Consider the following 14,589-nt stretch of genomic DNA (forward strand, 5'->3'; position numbering starts at 1 on the left):
TTTAATTTCTTGGTGATTGAGGTATAAAGGGTGAAACTGGCTTTTATCATTGATCCCATCCATCTGCTTGACCCGTGTCATGATACCAGTGTTGCCCTGATCGAAGCAGCGCAAATCCTGGGACACGAAGTTTGGGTAACTCAAGCAAATCTGCTGAGTGTGGTGGAGGGCAAAGCTTTGGCTGTCCTACAGCGAGTCGAACTTGTACCAGTGCAGTTGGTGGAGGGACGTTGGGTAGCGGCGAATCCTTGGTATAAGTTGAGCGATTCCTCTTTAACTTCTTTAGAGACAATGGATACCGTATTTATACGTACAGATCCACCTGTCAATGATTCCTACCTCTATGCCACCTACATTCTGGATTATGTTGACCAAAATAAAACTCTGCTGATTAACAGTCCTAGCGGCATTCGAGGGGCAAATGAAAAAATGTACGCCCTCCAGTTTACCAAAGCGATTCCAGAAACGATTGTCAGTGCTGATAAGCAGTTTATTCGACAATTTGTCGAAGCAAAGGGGGCAGCAGTTCTCAAACCACTGGGAAACAAAGCTGGGGAAGGAATTTTATTTTTGCAATCAAGCGATCGCAATTTTAACTCCATTGTCGAACTCAGTACCCTCCAAGGTCGAGTGCCAGTAATGGTACAAACCTATCTACCGGAGGCAAAAGAAGGAGATAAACGAATTATCCTGCTCAATGGCGAACCGATTGGTGCGCTCAATCGTCTCTCTAGCGGAACTGATTTTCGCAATAATATGGCAACTGGTGGTACAGTCGCTCAAACCGAAATTACTCCAAGAGAAAATGAAATTTGTACCCAAGTAGCCGAACGCTTACGCCAAGACGGTTTAATTTTTGTGGGTATAGATGTTATTGGTGGCTACTTAACTGAAGTTAACGTCACCAGTCCTACAGGAATTCGTGAAATTGATCGTCTAGATGGTACTCGCCTTGGTTATCAGGTTATTCAATGGATTGAACAGTCACTAAAAACCAAAACATAAATGTAATTATTTTACTTGGTGTCTAACAGAATTCCTTCGGACGCTTGCGTGGGTAACTCACCCACGCAGCTTTTTTATACCGAATATAAGTTTAATGGATTGCGGTGGTAGATGTAGCTATGTCCAGGATGAGCTACGCTTAAGCATTTATGGCAGGTCTTTCAGTTTTTTGTTCCAAAAGCACAGCTAGACATGGGAGCTAGCAGAACCCTGCCCAAGTTAATTCTATAAGTAGCGTTAACAAGTTTCTATTACCAATTAGCAAAATTAGGGATGGCAACGGATTGCTTATCCCTGCTTTTGGTAAAACCCTGAAACTAACAGATTTTATACAGCACTCAACCTAACCTGAGACTGCTAATTTAATCTAAAATCTCAAATCGTTCGACTGAGCGTAGCCGTTCGCGTAGCGTTCCGCAGGAAAGTCCAAAATCTTTTAATTCCGTGGTTTACTTCGGTTTCTCAAGAAGTCAGGTATATCCAATCCAGGTTTTTCTTTTGGTTCTGGAATTGGAGTTGGAGTTGGAGTTGAACTTGGAGTTGAACTTGGAGTCGAGGTTGGGGGATTAACTGCGGGTTGTTGTGTTGTTGGTCGCTTTGAGGTATTAGGTGCTACTCGAACGCTAGCTACGCTTTGTTGTACCGCAGCTTGCACTTCACCTGTAAACCCGGTGGCAATTACAGTAATTCTGACCTCACCTTGGAGTCTGTCATCAATTACAGCCCCAAAAATAATATTGGCGTTGGGATCAACTACTTCATAGATTGCTTCTGCGGCTGCATTCACTTCATGTAAAGTAAGATCAGTACCACCTGTAATATTAAAGACAACGCCTCTAGCACCTTCAATAGAACATTCTAGTAAAGGTGAAGAAATAGCTGCGATCGCAGCTTCTCTGGCTCTAGATTTTCCAGAACTAACGCCAATTCCCATCAATGCCGATCCTGCATCTGCCATCACAGCCCGGACATCAGCAAAGTCAACATTTACCAAACCGGGGATCGTAATGATATCAGAAATACCTTGCACCCCTTGACGCAACACATCATCTGCATAGCGAAAAGCTTCTTGCACAGGCGTTTGTTCGGGGATCACTTCCAGCAGCTTGTTGTTGGGAATAATGATCAGTGTATCTACTCTACTTTTTAATCCTTCAATACCTTGTTCCGCCTGGCTGGTACGGCGGCGACCTTCAAACACAAATGGACGTGTGACGACCCCAACAGTAAGAGCGCCCATTTCTTTGGCTACTTCTGCCACGATTGGGGCTGCACCTGTTCCAGTACCACCGCCCATACCAGCAGTGATAAATACTAAGTCTGCACCCTCTAAAGCGGTAGCAATTTCGTCTCGTGATTCCTCAGCTGCCTTTTGACCAATGGCAGGATTACCACCTGCTCCTAAACCCCGCGTTAGCTTTTGTCCAATTTGCAATCTACTGGGAGCGCCTGCCAGAGTTAAAGCTTGGGCATCAGTATTAATTGACCAAAACTCTACACCAGAGACATCAGATTCGATCATGCGGTTAACGGCATTGCCACCGCCGCCACCGACACCAATCACTTTGATGTTGGCAACCCGACCCGGAACAATTTCCCCAATTCGGCTATTTTCCGTAAAAATCTTCTTATTATCGTGATTTTGTCCAAAGTTCATCCCAGAGTTATTAAAGGGATTGGTCGAGTTAACTGCCAGAGAAAACCCAGGCTGTCCCGGAGATTGGGAATTTTTATAGGTGAGTCCTTGGTTATTATCAAGTGTCATTGGATTTGTGAAAGGGTAGATAAACGACTTTTCCAGGTGTTATTCACTTAAGAGTCAACTATAGTTTGACACTGCCACAATACTATGGCACTGTTCCTTATTGTTTTCACTACTGCCAAGCCTAACAGAATTGGCGGTATGAAAATTTGCTATGAGATAAGCTTTTAATGCAGCCGATCGCACAGCCAATTCTAAAGAAGTATACCGATATTTATCTAAAAGTGACCTGTATACCTTCAACCAGACATTAATCTCTTCATTCTTTTCATCGGAGGACATAACTTCTAAAAACACACTACAGCGCATCTTATCTGCCTCAATAATATTGTTAATAGGTTTCACCATTGGGGATAATTGCAGCTTTAGACACAAAATTTACCTGACACTTACTTATTCTTAAGGTTTAAGTAAGCAAGAATTTACTTGTCAGACTATACCTGATTAATTTGTTGTTTGGGGGGTCTTAATGGACACTTTGTTTGAGCAATAGTCTATCTTACGAGAACCCTCACTAGTGTGGTCAACAAATCAAGATTTTCCTAGAGGTTTCGTAACCCAATTAGGAATTCTGGTACAGAGTAGTCCAAACTGATTGCCCAAAAGTTGCGTAAACACGACTTTTTACAGTACTTTAAGTTACATATTTTAACTTCAGTAAACTATCTTTGGAAGTATCCTCAACAGACCAAAGTTAGATTGTCCGACATCTTGCACCCTATTATTAGATGTTAAGGTAACAATTTGAGAGTGTTTTACTCACAAGAGAGATTTTATGATTGATCTTCTCATTTTAATTAGAAGTTAATGCCGATTTTCGTGCGAGTTGATGGAAAACTGAAAATAATAAATATATTTATCAGCATAAAGCTTCTTAATTTACTAAGAGCTATCAATACATTGAACACGCTAGATATTTTTAGGGTTTTTGGGAGCTAATTTTTGGTCTTTTTGGTTCATTTGTACTAAGGGAAAATCGGGATTTTTCAGATCAATATACTCTATTTGACCAGAATTGAGTTTCGCTGATAAATGGCGCATTTGGGCGAGTATCTTAATTTGTTCAGACAACTGGGAACCTGGAACGCCAAGATGCACGTTTCCTAGTTCTGTTTTCAAAATTAAATTCGCTGGATTTTGGCAATCAATTTCCACTATTTTCACGGTGCTTTGGCTGACAGCTTGATGAATTTGAGTCCAGTTGAGACAGTATTGTTTGGGCGATCCAATGACTCTGAGATTGGGTAATTTCTTAGTGGGATTCAGTGATGTGTATTTTTCTAAAGGCATCCAGGCCCCACTTGCATCTAGTAAGCCGATTGTGACTTTTTTGTTGCCAGTGCCCTGATTTGGCCCACTTGCTGTTTGAGTCATTGCAACAGGGACTCGTTCTTGGATTTCGATGTTTAATCCGGGAGGAAACAGGCGGCGTCTCACGATCGCTTGGGCAATAGTTGGTTGTTTTTTCAAAGAGTTAGCGATCGCGGCTGGTTCAATCCGCCACAAAGATTGAGGGTAAGATAGCACTAATAAAGATTGAGTTGTCTCATCTGACAGTAATTGATTGCCTGATTTCATCACTACTTGTTTGGGAGTTTTTAACACCCATACTGGTTGAACTGCTACCCACAGCAATCCACCTGCCAAACCGGTAATGGCAAAGGTTCGCCAAATAGCTTGAATAATTCTCATCTGCCGTCGCCGACGTAATTTTTTACGACGCTGCGCTAGATCCGTGCGGGAAACTGATATTATGCCAGCCATTCAAACCCCTTTCTACTTACAATCCAAATTCCTTGACGCGCTTGTATCATTATTAATCTCAGTAAACACTGTCGGCATCTGTTAGCCGCTCTCCTCAAGACTTTTTTTATTTTTAGTAACACTTTACAGTAATTACAAAACGAACATAGTCTCTAGTCATCCTTCCTATTAAAGTTTCCGGTGTCCATTCTTAACTCACTGTTGTCTTTTTGACAAGGGATCATCAAATACTTTTTCTCTAAAGATTACAAAATCTTAATTTAAATATTCCTGATTTTGTTTTCTTGACAAATAGAATGTGAAGTGATAAAGAAGTATTCCTGGATCTCTGTATAGATTGCTATAATTCATACTAGTCATGTCTCATCAACTATAGAAAGAGGGAATAATATAATCGAGTAGCTTTTTTTACTGATTAACTCCGCTATCAAGGTTTGTGTCAGGCTAAAGAAAAGCTATGAGATTGTCAAAACCTCAATAGCAGGTGTAAAAAGGACAGATATGTTTAAGGTTATTAGGATCAATTAAATCTCCATCATACTACTGACAGATACTGACAGTGATCCTGTAATAAGTGCTGTCTTTTGCAAGACACTACCAACTTGCGAATTAATTGTGTGCCTACATCCAAGTTAGAGATTGTTTGTATAAAAAATACGAGTTAACTGCATCTACACACGTGTCTACATACACCTATACATACATGAAAACGACATTAAATTTGTCACGTTTTTATAAAGCATGTAACCCAAGCTACACGCTTAATATAAGCAACGTCCTAGATCGCCAGTATTACATAGATTTTGCTGATGTCCGTGGTTGCAAGATTGTCGAAGAATTGCAACGGACTATAGTTCGGATTTCTCCTGATGAGCCAACCTGTCAGTTATTTACGGGTCACATTGGCTGCGGTAAATCAACGGAATTGCAGCGCCTTAAAACAGAACTAGAATTGGCAGGATTTCATGTGGTTTATTTTGAGTCCAGTCAAGACTTAGACATGGCAGATATTGATATCAGCGATATTTTGCTGAGTGTAGCCCGTCAAGTCAGTGCCAGTTTAGAAGGCATTAACATCAAACTCAAAGGTGGTTACTTTACCAATTTGTTTAAAGAAGTAGGCGATTTTTTACAAACCCCCATAGAGCTTTCTGGACAAGCAGAATTATCCTTGGGTATTGCCAAAATTACCGCCAAAACCAAAGATAGCACCCAGATGCGGAATCAACTGAGGCAATATTTGGAACCACGTACCAATAGTATTTTGCAAGCGATTAACGAAGAAATTTTAGAAAAGGCTGTTGAACAGCTAAAGCTGCGGGGTCAAAAAGGACTGGTAGTGATCGTAGATAATTTGGATCGAGTAGATATGCGTCCCTTAGCATCAGGGCGATCGCAACCAGAATATCTCTTTATTGACCGAGGCGAACAATTACGCCGACTCAAATGCCACCTAGTTTACACCATTCCCCTAACGTTAATTTTCTCCAATGAGTATGAGACACTAAAAAATCGTCTGGGGGGAGGGATTGCACCAAAAGTACTGCCGATGGTGTTAGTGCGGCAAAGAGATGGCAGTGACTACGAACCAGGAATGTCACTAGTACGCCAGTTAGTCTTAGCAAGAGCTTTTCCAGAAATTCCTTTGAATGAAAGGCTTTTATTAATTACAGAATTATTCGATCATTCCCAAACCTTGGATCGGATATGTCGCGTTAGCGGTGGCCACATTCGTAACTTATTGGGTTTACTTTATAGCTGCCTGCAACGACAAGATCCACCTTTTTCTAGAGAATGCTTAGAAGCTGTGATTAAAGACTACCGCGACGATCTGCTATTAGCTATTGATGAATCCCAGTGGGAACTATTGTTTGAAGTAGTGCAACAACAGAGAGTTAAAGGTGAGTCTGACTATCAAAGCTTATTACGAAGCATGTATTTGTTTGAATATCGCGATCCTCTTGGGCGCTGGTTTGGCATTAGTCCAGCCCTAGCAGAAACAGAAAAAGTTTTAGCTTGGCAACAAAAAAAGTAATAGTGCTGGGTAAGTCCTTTGTCCTTTGTCATTGGACTAATAACTAATGCCCCATTCCCCATGCCCCATGCCCAATGCCCAATGCCCAATGCCCAATAACAAATGACTACTGACAAGCAGCTACAAGTCTACACAAAAGAAAATCAGCATACCTTGCAAAGACTGATTAGAGCGATCGCACTTTCTGAAGGTCAATTTGCCCTAATTTTAGTTCGGTGTAACTATGGGCAATTACGTGAGCAAATGTTAGAAAACATTCGCTCCACTACCAAAGACATCAATATCAGAGAAATCGTTCTCAATCCATCAGCTACTTCCTTACACAGCACAATAGTCTCAGAATTATCTTTAGATAATCCTGCTGTTCTCACAGACTCTTTGCCAGCTGCTGTTATGGTTTTTGGTATTGAGTCAGCAATCGATCTAGAAAACTTACTTACAGGTATTAACCAAGCGCGAGATATATATGCCGCAACTTTTCCATTTCCAGTAGTGTTGTGGCTACAAGATGAAGTGGCATCATTGTTGTCTAGATTAGCACCTGATTTTAAAAGTTGGGCTGCAACTACGATTAAATTTGAAATGGCAAAAGCAGATTTAATTGCTTTGATCCACCAAGAAGCAGAATCTCTATTTGACAAAGTTTTAGAAGCTGGTGCTGAAACATTTTTATCTAATGCCTCCCTAGATTTAGATCCTAAGTCTCAACACCGCCACGAAATAGAATCAGCTCGTAATGATTTGCTGCGCCTATATGGTGTTCAATTAACACCAGGATTAGAAGCTAGTTTAGAATTTGTGTTAGGACGAGATAAATATGCCAACGATCAAATTAATGGTGCTTTAGGCAATTATCAAAGAAGCCTAGCATTATGGCAGCAGGAAACTAAGAGAGTAGCTGAGTTAGAGATTAATTCTTCTTTACCTCTCTCATATCCTCACACTATTCCTCCCTCGCCTTTACTCAAGCAAGCAATAGTACTATTCCATCTGGGGCTGTGTTATCACCGCATGGCAGATTTACACCACAATAGTAATAGTAGGTATTGTGAACATGCTCTCTTGTGGTTTAAACAATGTCTAGATGTATTGGAGGGTGTACAAAGAGAAGACTTAGTTGCTAAATTTATTTTGCCCGCTTGTGAAATGCTACAACGTTTACAAGCTTGGGACGACTTAAAAAAATTAGCTCAAAAGTCATTACTTCTACATAAAACCTATGGAACTCCTGCACAAATTGCTCAAAATTATGGTTTTTTGGCAAATGTGGCAGCTTCTGAGTCGAATTGGGTACTAGCTCATGAATTAGCAAATGCAGCACTTTCTATTTGCGAAGAAGCAACAGAAGTTTCTCTGCGAGATGCTTTGCGAACACGACGACAAGAAAGTTGGTATCTTCTGTTGCTTGCGCGTACACAGCGACATCTAGGTGAATCAGAAGAAGCTATCAATAGCCTGGAATGGGCGAGGGTAGTTTGTGAGCTACAACATCAGCCATCACTGTATTTAGAGATTTTAGAGGAACTGCGATCGCTTTACTTTTTTGAGCGTCATAACTATACAGAAGCCTTTAAACTCAAGCAAGAAAAAATTCAGATAGAACATCAGTATGGGTTTCGCGCCTTCATTGGGGCAAGTCAATTACAGCCGCAACGATCTAGAATTAACCCAGCATTGGAACCTCAAAAAATACCGTTTATTCCTGAAGGAGTTGCCCAAGAAATATCAGCTTCAGGACGACAACAAGATGTCAATCGTTTGATTGAAAGAATTAGTCGTGCTGACTATAAACTTACAGTAATTTATGGGCCATCAGGCGTAGGGAAAAGTTCAATTCTCAAAGCTGGTTTAGTGCCAGCCCTGATAGGAAAAGTTATCGGGGAACGCATTCCTATACCTATTGTTTTGTCTGTTTATACTGATTGGCTCACAGTCTTAATAAGCAATCTAAACCAAGCGCTGGCATACACAGGAATATCAGTTAATCCTGACTCTACATCCACTATACTGCTAGAAAAAATTCGTTTAGCAACCGAGCGCAATTATACAATAATTATCATATTAGACCAGTTTGAAGAATTGTTTTTTATTAGTAATCCTCCCACGCAAAGAATAGAATTTTATCAATTCTTTAGTGAGTGTTTAAATATTTCATTTGTAAAAATTATTCTTTCCTTAAGAGAAGATTACTTACATCATTTATTAGAATTTGAACGTTTGAGTCAAAAAAATAGTATTGGACTATATGATTTAGGTGTAATTAATAAAAATATTCTCGATAAGGACATTCGTTATTATCTAGGAAAATTCTCTAGTCAGGATGCTAAAGCCATAATTCACAGTCTTACTCAACGTTCTCATTATGAACTGAGTGATGAATTAATTAACCGATTAGTCCAAGATTTGACAGGAGAATTAGATGAAGTACATCCAATTGAATTACAAATAGTTGGCGCTCAACTACAAATAGAAAATATTACTAACCTTGGACAATACAAGCTTTGTGGCGGCTCGGCAAAATTGGTTGAACGCTGGCTAGGGGAAGTAATCAAAGACTGCGGCCCTGAGAATGAAGAGTTAAGTTGGAGATTATTATTTGAGTTAACTGATGAAAAAGGGACGCGACCGTTAAAAAGTAAAGCTGATTTAGCGGTTGCGTTAGTTAATAACCATGATATAGATACAATATCAAGCTTTGACACAGTTGGGGAACTGATTTTAGAAATATTGGTGGGTTCAGGTTTGGTGTTGCGATTTAGAGAAGAATTAGGCGATCGCTACCAGCTAGTTCACGATTATTTAGTTGAACCAATTCGCCAAAAAAACAACTATGGGATGCTCGCCGAGTTTGAAAAAATCAAACTCGAAAAAATTAGAGCAGAAGTAGCCCAACAAATGAGTCAAAAGCAACTCAATTTAGTGTTGCAACGGCGACTGCGAGAAGCACGGTTTGTAGGCGCAATGCTGGCAATCATGGGGGGAACAATAGCAGCATTATGGTGGCAAGCCGACTTGCAAAAAACAGCAGCAATTCACCAAACTCTACGCGCTGAACGCAGTGAAACCAACTTGAGGATTAGTGGAATCACGGCTGCTAGCGAAGCTCTATTTGCCTCTAATAAAGAGTTTGATGCTTTATTAGAAAGTTTGCGGGCTTGGAGAGAACTGAAACAGGCAGATGGAGTGCAACCAGATACCCGAATGCGGGTGGTAACAGCCCTGCAACAGGCGGTTTATGGGGTGACAGAAGTCAACCGCCTGGAAGGGCACACTGATATTGTCTGGGGAGTAACTTTCAGCCCAGATGGCCAAACCCTAGCATCAGGTAGCCGAGATCAGACTGTGAAAATTTGGCATCCTGATGGTACTTTACTCCAAACCCTCAAAGGTCACACTGATGCTGTTACCTGTGTAAGCTTCAGCCCAGATGGTCAAACCCTAGCGTCCGCCAGCCTCGACAAAACAGTACAAATCTGGCATAAAAACCCGGTTACAGGTGAATTTGATCCTAAGCCATATAAAACCCTGAAAGGACATAAAGATTGGGTTTATAGCGTTAATTTCAGTCCTGATGGCGAGTTGTTAGCTACTGCCAGTAAAGATACAAGCATAAAACTCTGGCGCAAAGACGGTACATTAGTAAAAATCCTGAGAGGACATCGAGGATGGGTTAACTGGGTAAACTTCAGTCCCGATGGTCAATTCATCGCTTCGTCCAGCGATGACAAGACAGTGAAAATCTGGCGACGAGATGGTAGCCTGGTTACAACTTTGCAGGGACATCAGCAAGGTGTAGTTGTAGCTGTTTTCAGCCCCGACGGTAAATTTTTAGCGTCAGCAGGTCGAGACAAGACGGTGAAACTTTGGCGGCGTGAAAATAACAACACTAAAGACAGTTTTGACTTTCGTCTTTACAAAAATTTACGGCAGCATAGCAGTACAGTATGGAGTTTGAGCTTTAGTTCCGATAGTAAAAAGTTAGCTTCCGCAGGTGAAGACAATACTATAAACCTCTGGAGTATAACTGGTACTTTACTCAAAACCTTCAAAGGACACAGTGATGCTGTTGTTACTATCGCTTTCAGTCCGAATAACAAATTGCTGGCTTCGGGAAGTTTCGACAAAAGCGTGAAACTATGGAGTTTAAATGCCCCAACACCGTCTATTCTTCAAGGACATCAAGATCGAGTTTTGAGCGTTACTTGGAGTCCCAACGGTCAGATGTTGGCTTCTGGTAGTAGCGATCGCACTGTAAAACTATGGAAAAAATACACTAGTAATGGCGAGTTCAAAACTCGACTTTACAAAACTTTAGTGGGGCACACAAGTAAAGTTCCTAGTGTCAGTTTTGACCCTAAAGGTAAAATGCTGGCTTCAGGAAGTTATGACAAAACTGTGAAACTTTGGCGGCTTGACGGTACTTTAATCATGACTCTTCACGGACATAGCGATAGTGTGATGAGCGTGAATTTCAGCCCCGATGGTCAGTTTTTGGCATCAGCTAGCAAAGATAAAACCGTGAAACTGTGGAACCGTGAAGGCAAATTGCTCAAAACCTTAGTGGGGCATCAGGGTTGGGTAAATAGCGTAAATTTCAGCCCTGATAGTCAGATTTTAGCCTCTGCCAGTGATGACCAAACTGTAAAACTATGGAACCGTGAAGGCAAATTGCTCAAAACTTTTTCGCCCCATGACAGTTGGGTTTTAGGTGTCAGCTTTAGTCCCACTGATGAGTTGCTGGCTTCTGCCAGTTGGGATAACACAGTAAAACTGTGGCGACGGGATGGTACGTTGTTAAAAACCTTATTAAAAGGGTATAGCGATAGCGTCAACGCTGTAACTTTCAGTCCCAATGGTGAATTGCTTGCCGCCGCCAGTTGGGATAGTACAGTGAAACTTTGGAGTCATGAAGGCAAATTAATTAAAAGTCTGAATGGGCATCGGGCCCCAGTCTTAAGTGTCAGTTTTAGCCCAGATGGTCAAACACTAGCATCAGCTAGTGATGACAACACGATAATTCTGTGGAATTTAAACCTTGACGATCTGCTTGTTCGTGGTTGCGACTGGGTGGGTGATTACCTCAAGCACAACCGGAATCTTGAGGAGCGCGATCGCTTTCTTTGTAATGGCATACCCCGTACAAACCATTTTTAATTACGAATTACGAATTACGAATTAAGAATTAGATTAAAGCCTCAATGAGCAACCGCTCTTGGTTTAGCGGTTGATGAGGCGATCGGGGTTGTTAATTCAGAGCTAGAAAACTATTTTCGAGCTAATCAGCAAAGGAGCGATCGCTCTCTAAAACTTCACGGCTATTTTCTTGGGGAGTCTCTTGTGGCAAATTCACTAAAAAGGCTTGTAGCCTCATCCGTTCGATATAAGGCCAGCCTCCCTCAGACTCAATATCTTTCAAAAGTGAGTAAAGTTGCCGACGGTTAACAGGCAAACTCTCTTGAAAAACCCCATCTCGGATCTCTCTGTGTAACTGTTCCAATTGCCGCAGCAAAGCCAAAAGATCAGAAGTCTCACCTTTACAACCCTGCACGGCATCATCCACCACAGTTGCGATCGCTTGCAGTTTATAGGACAACTCCCCTGATTCCAGATTTTTGTTATCGTTCATGCCAACTTTTCCGTATAAATGAGGCCAACTCAAATTTACCGGAGATTTTTAATTTTCCCTAGTTTGCCAGTACTTAACTCTAGACATTGAGTCAAGAAAATGAACCTGCTGTAGGCTTCTAGATGGTTTTTTGCTAGACTCACCACATTTGCTCATCCCTGCACTTGCCTAAGTAAGGGTCGAATTAACTAGATTTGTATCTTTATTAAAAGCAATTGCGATCGCTCCTAAAAGGGAGCGTTAAAGTCTAACATAGCCTCCACGTCAGCTAGATGCGATCGCGACGAGACTTTCTTGAATTTTGAGTACTTTGATTTTGAGTTAAAAAAAATCGTATGATCTGGCTAATTTACCCATCAAACAATGGGCTGTATGTAGTAGCGTCACATACATGATACAAAAAGACTTGGGCGACGCTGCTTTTGCAATTGGCAAAAGCAAAGTGCAAAGCAGACAACTCTCTTCGCACTCTTTGAGACAAGCACTTATGCTGCTCTGTATAGCGCTTACTCATCCACTCGCCCAAATCTAACAAATGCCACCAACAGCAAAACTGCTGGTTTTTTCTCCCCTAGTTACACACATCCAAAAAGGATACAGTGTGCGGCTTACTCTGGGGTTTACACCCCAAACTCAAGAGAACGACACGTTTAACTACGTTTAGCAGAGAAAAGTTTGACTGGCGACTTCCAGCCTATATGCCTAGACACTTGTTTCAACTCTGGTAATCAGAGCAATGCAGTGTCCGCTCAAGGATGGCTTCTCGTCAGAAATCAAAGCTTCGATGCAGTTTTACAACTTAGATATTAATTTTTGAGATTGAGGTTGACCATGAGGTATCGCGCTTTAATTGTTGCATTCTTGGCTTTGTGCCTGGGACTAATAACTGCTTGTAGTGATGCTCCTGCTACTAGTAGTAGAGATGTACTTACTTACGACCAAATTCGTGGCACTGGCTTGGCAAACAAATGCCCCCAACTAGCAGAAACAAGCCGTGGCTCCATTCCCATTGATTCTAGCCAGTCTTATGCCATCAAAGAACTTTGCTTAGAACCAACTAGCTTCTTCATCAAAGAAGAACCTGCTAATAAACGCCAAGAAGCAGAATTTGTTGCTGGCAAATTGTTGACCAGATACACTTCCACCATTGATCAGGTACAAGGCGACCTAAAAATCAACTCAGATAATAGCTTGACCTTTGTGGAAACTGATGGTCTTGACTTCCAAGCCATTACTGTTCAACTTCCTGGTGGTGAGCGAGTACCTTTCCTCTTCACCATCAAAAACTTGGTTGCTCAAACCCAACCCAGTTTGAGCAGTATTAACACCTCCACGGACTTTGAAGGCACTTTCAAAGTTCCTTCCTATCGTGGTGCTGCCTTTCTAGATCCCAAAGGTCGTGGTGTCGTCAGTGGCTACGATAATGCCGTAGCTCTCCCCGCTCAAGCCGATGATGAAGAACTTACCCGCACTAACGTCAAGCGTGCTGAAAATCTTAATGGTAAGATTTCTCTGCAAATCGCCAAAGTAGATAGCTCTAGTGGTGAAATTGCTGGTACTTTCGAGAGCGAACAGCCATCTGATACAGATTTGGGTGCTGGCGAACCTAAAGAAGTCAAGATTCGCGGTCTATTTTTTGCACGGGTTGAACCAAGTCGTAGCTAAATTCTCTGGAGTTAGATAACTGACCTGGTATTCAGAACTACAATTCTGTAAACATCAGGTTTCATTACAAAAGTTAACTTCTTTGCCCCCATTTTCAGGGCTGTTTCATTACTATAAAAGCCTTACAGAGACGAAAAGAGACAAGAGAAGAATTTCTCCTTCCCTTGTCCTTAGCTTTTCAAGAGGCTTTGAAAGAATGAAACAGCCCTGCCTTTTTTCAGGGTGGTACATAGGTTTCTGACAAAGAGGGGAAAGTTTAAAGCCTAATATGCTTGGATTAGCGATCCTTTGCCCCGCAAGACCTCCCCAGTACGACAAAGATCAATCTCGCACTTTGTTATGTTTGCTTGCGTAAATATACATACTATTTTCCAAATATTATTAGTTATTTTTAATTATTAACCGAATTTCGGTTGAATGAACACGTAATTTTACTGTAAATCAAACTTTTACTATCTAACAAAATTCCGATTACTGTTGTTTTGTTTTTGGAAATTAGCTTCACCATTAATTAATTAAAGTTAAGTAAAATCTCGGTTTGATATTTAGTGATTAATTTTATATTTTATTTCTATGTAGTTCTAAAAATAGCTACAGATTATCCCAAAGATAAATAACAACCTAAATACCAATTTCACCCATTTAAATTTTGCGCGTTTGTCAAGCAAATCTATGGAATTTCGTCTAAAAAAAGTAGTTAATACCATAGTAATTGCTATTACATATAGCGCG

The 14,589-nt window shown here is 41.1% G+C and carries 8 protein-coding genes; 4 read left to right on the plus strand and 4 right to left on the minus strand.

Features of this window, described 5'->3' with window-relative positions; genetic code table 11:
- Window positions 1-30: 30 nt before the first annotated feature.
- Window positions 31-1,005, plus strand: a complete 975-nt coding sequence (gene gshB / locus HWQ36_RS08425) for a glutathione synthase (RefSeq protein ID WP_292700564.1) — start codon at window positions 31-33, stop codon at window positions 1,003-1,005.
- Between the two features lie 436 nt (window positions 1,006-1,441).
- Here the strand turns inward: gshB and ftsZ are convergent, their stop codons facing one another.
- The 3 genes from ftsZ to HWQ36_RS08440 all read right to left on the minus strand — a co-directional run bounded on the left by ftsZ (window position 1,442) and on the right by HWQ36_RS08440 (window position 4,531).
- The gene (gene ftsZ / locus HWQ36_RS08430) at window positions 1,442-2,770 is read right to left on the minus strand and encodes a cell division protein FtsZ (RefSeq protein WP_292700567.1); all 1,329 of its coding nucleotides are present in this window, start codon (window positions 2,768-2,770) and stop codon (window positions 1,442-1,444) included.
- A 54-nt stretch (window positions 2,771-2,824) separates the two neighbouring features.
- On the minus strand, window positions 2,825-3,115 hold the full coding sequence (locus tag HWQ36_RS08435; RefSeq protein WP_292700570.1) for a hypothetical protein: 291 nt from the start codon (window positions 3,113-3,115) through the stop codon (window positions 2,825-2,827).
- Window positions 3,116-3,676: 561 nt separating this feature from the next.
- Complete coding sequence (locus HWQ36_RS08440) at window positions 3,677-4,531, minus strand: FtsQ-type POTRA domain-containing protein (protein ID WP_292700572.1); 855 nt, start codon at window positions 4,529-4,531, stop codon at window positions 3,677-3,679.
- A gap of 703 nt (window positions 4,532-5,234) precedes the next feature.
- Between HWQ36_RS08440 and HWQ36_RS08445 the strand changes: the two genes are divergently transcribed.
- Both HWQ36_RS08445 and HWQ36_RS08450 read left to right on the plus strand, forming a co-directional pair.
- Window positions 5,235-6,566 carry a P-loop NTPase fold protein gene (locus HWQ36_RS08445; protein WP_292700575.1) on the plus strand — a complete coding sequence of 444 codons (1,332 nt, stop codon included), beginning with the start codon at window positions 5,235-5,237 and terminating at the stop codon, window positions 6,564-6,566.
- A 102-nt stretch (window positions 6,567-6,668) separates the two neighbouring features.
- On the plus strand, window positions 6,669-11,720 hold the full coding sequence (locus tag HWQ36_RS08450; protein ID WP_292700578.1) for a hypothetical protein: 5,052 nt from the start codon (window positions 6,669-6,671) through the stop codon (window positions 11,718-11,720).
- 121 nt (window positions 11,721-11,841) lie between these two features.
- Here the strand turns inward: HWQ36_RS08450 and HWQ36_RS08455 are convergent, their stop codons facing one another.
- The gene (locus HWQ36_RS08455; protein ID WP_292700581.1) at window positions 11,842-12,192 is read right to left on the minus strand and encodes a hypothetical protein; all 351 of its coding nucleotides are present in this window, start codon (window positions 12,190-12,192) and stop codon (window positions 11,842-11,844) included.
- A gap of 831 nt (window positions 12,193-13,023) precedes the next feature.
- On the opposite strand from HWQ36_RS08455, the gene HWQ36_RS08460 reads away from it, so the two are divergent.
- Window positions 13,024-13,857 (plus strand): photosystem II manganese-stabilizing polypeptide, encoded by an 834-nt coding sequence (locus HWQ36_RS08460; RefSeq protein ID WP_292700584.1) that lies wholly within the window; start codon window positions 13,024-13,026, stop codon window positions 13,855-13,857.
- Window positions 13,858-14,589: the final 732 nt, after the last annotated feature.

The organism is Nostoc sp. NMS2, from assembly GCF_017115105.1.
In the GTDB taxonomy this organism is placed as follows: domain Bacteria; phylum Cyanobacteriota; class Cyanobacteriia; order Cyanobacteriales; family Nostocaceae; genus Nostoc.

Excerpts from the sequence above, each read along its gene's own strand:
- ftsZ (WP_292700567.1), bottom strand. The coding sequence starts at position 2,770 with ATGACACTTGATAATAACCAAGGACTCACCTATAAAAATTCCCAATCT.
- HWQ36_RS08435 (WP_292700570.1), bottom strand. The coding sequence starts at position 3,115 with ATGGTGAAACCTATTAACAATATTATTGAGGCAGATAAGATGCGCTGT.
- HWQ36_RS08440 (WP_292700572.1), bottom strand. The coding sequence starts at position 4,531 with ATGGCTGGCATAATATCAGTTTCCCGCACGGATCTAGCGCAGCGTCGT.
- HWQ36_RS08445 (WP_292700575.1), top strand. The coding sequence starts at position 5,235 with ATGAAAACGACATTAAATTTGTCACGTTTTTATAAAGCATGTAACCCA.
- HWQ36_RS08450 (WP_292700578.1), top strand. The coding sequence starts at position 6,669 with ATGACTACTGACAAGCAGCTACAAGTCTACACAAAAGAAAATCAGCAT.
- HWQ36_RS08455 (WP_292700581.1), bottom strand. The coding sequence starts at position 12,192 with ATGAACGATAACAAAAATCTGGAATCAGGGGAGTTGTCCTATAAACTG.
- HWQ36_RS08460 (WP_292700584.1), top strand. The coding sequence starts at position 13,024 with ATGAGGTATCGCGCTTTAATTGTTGCATTCTTGGCTTTGTGCCTGGGA.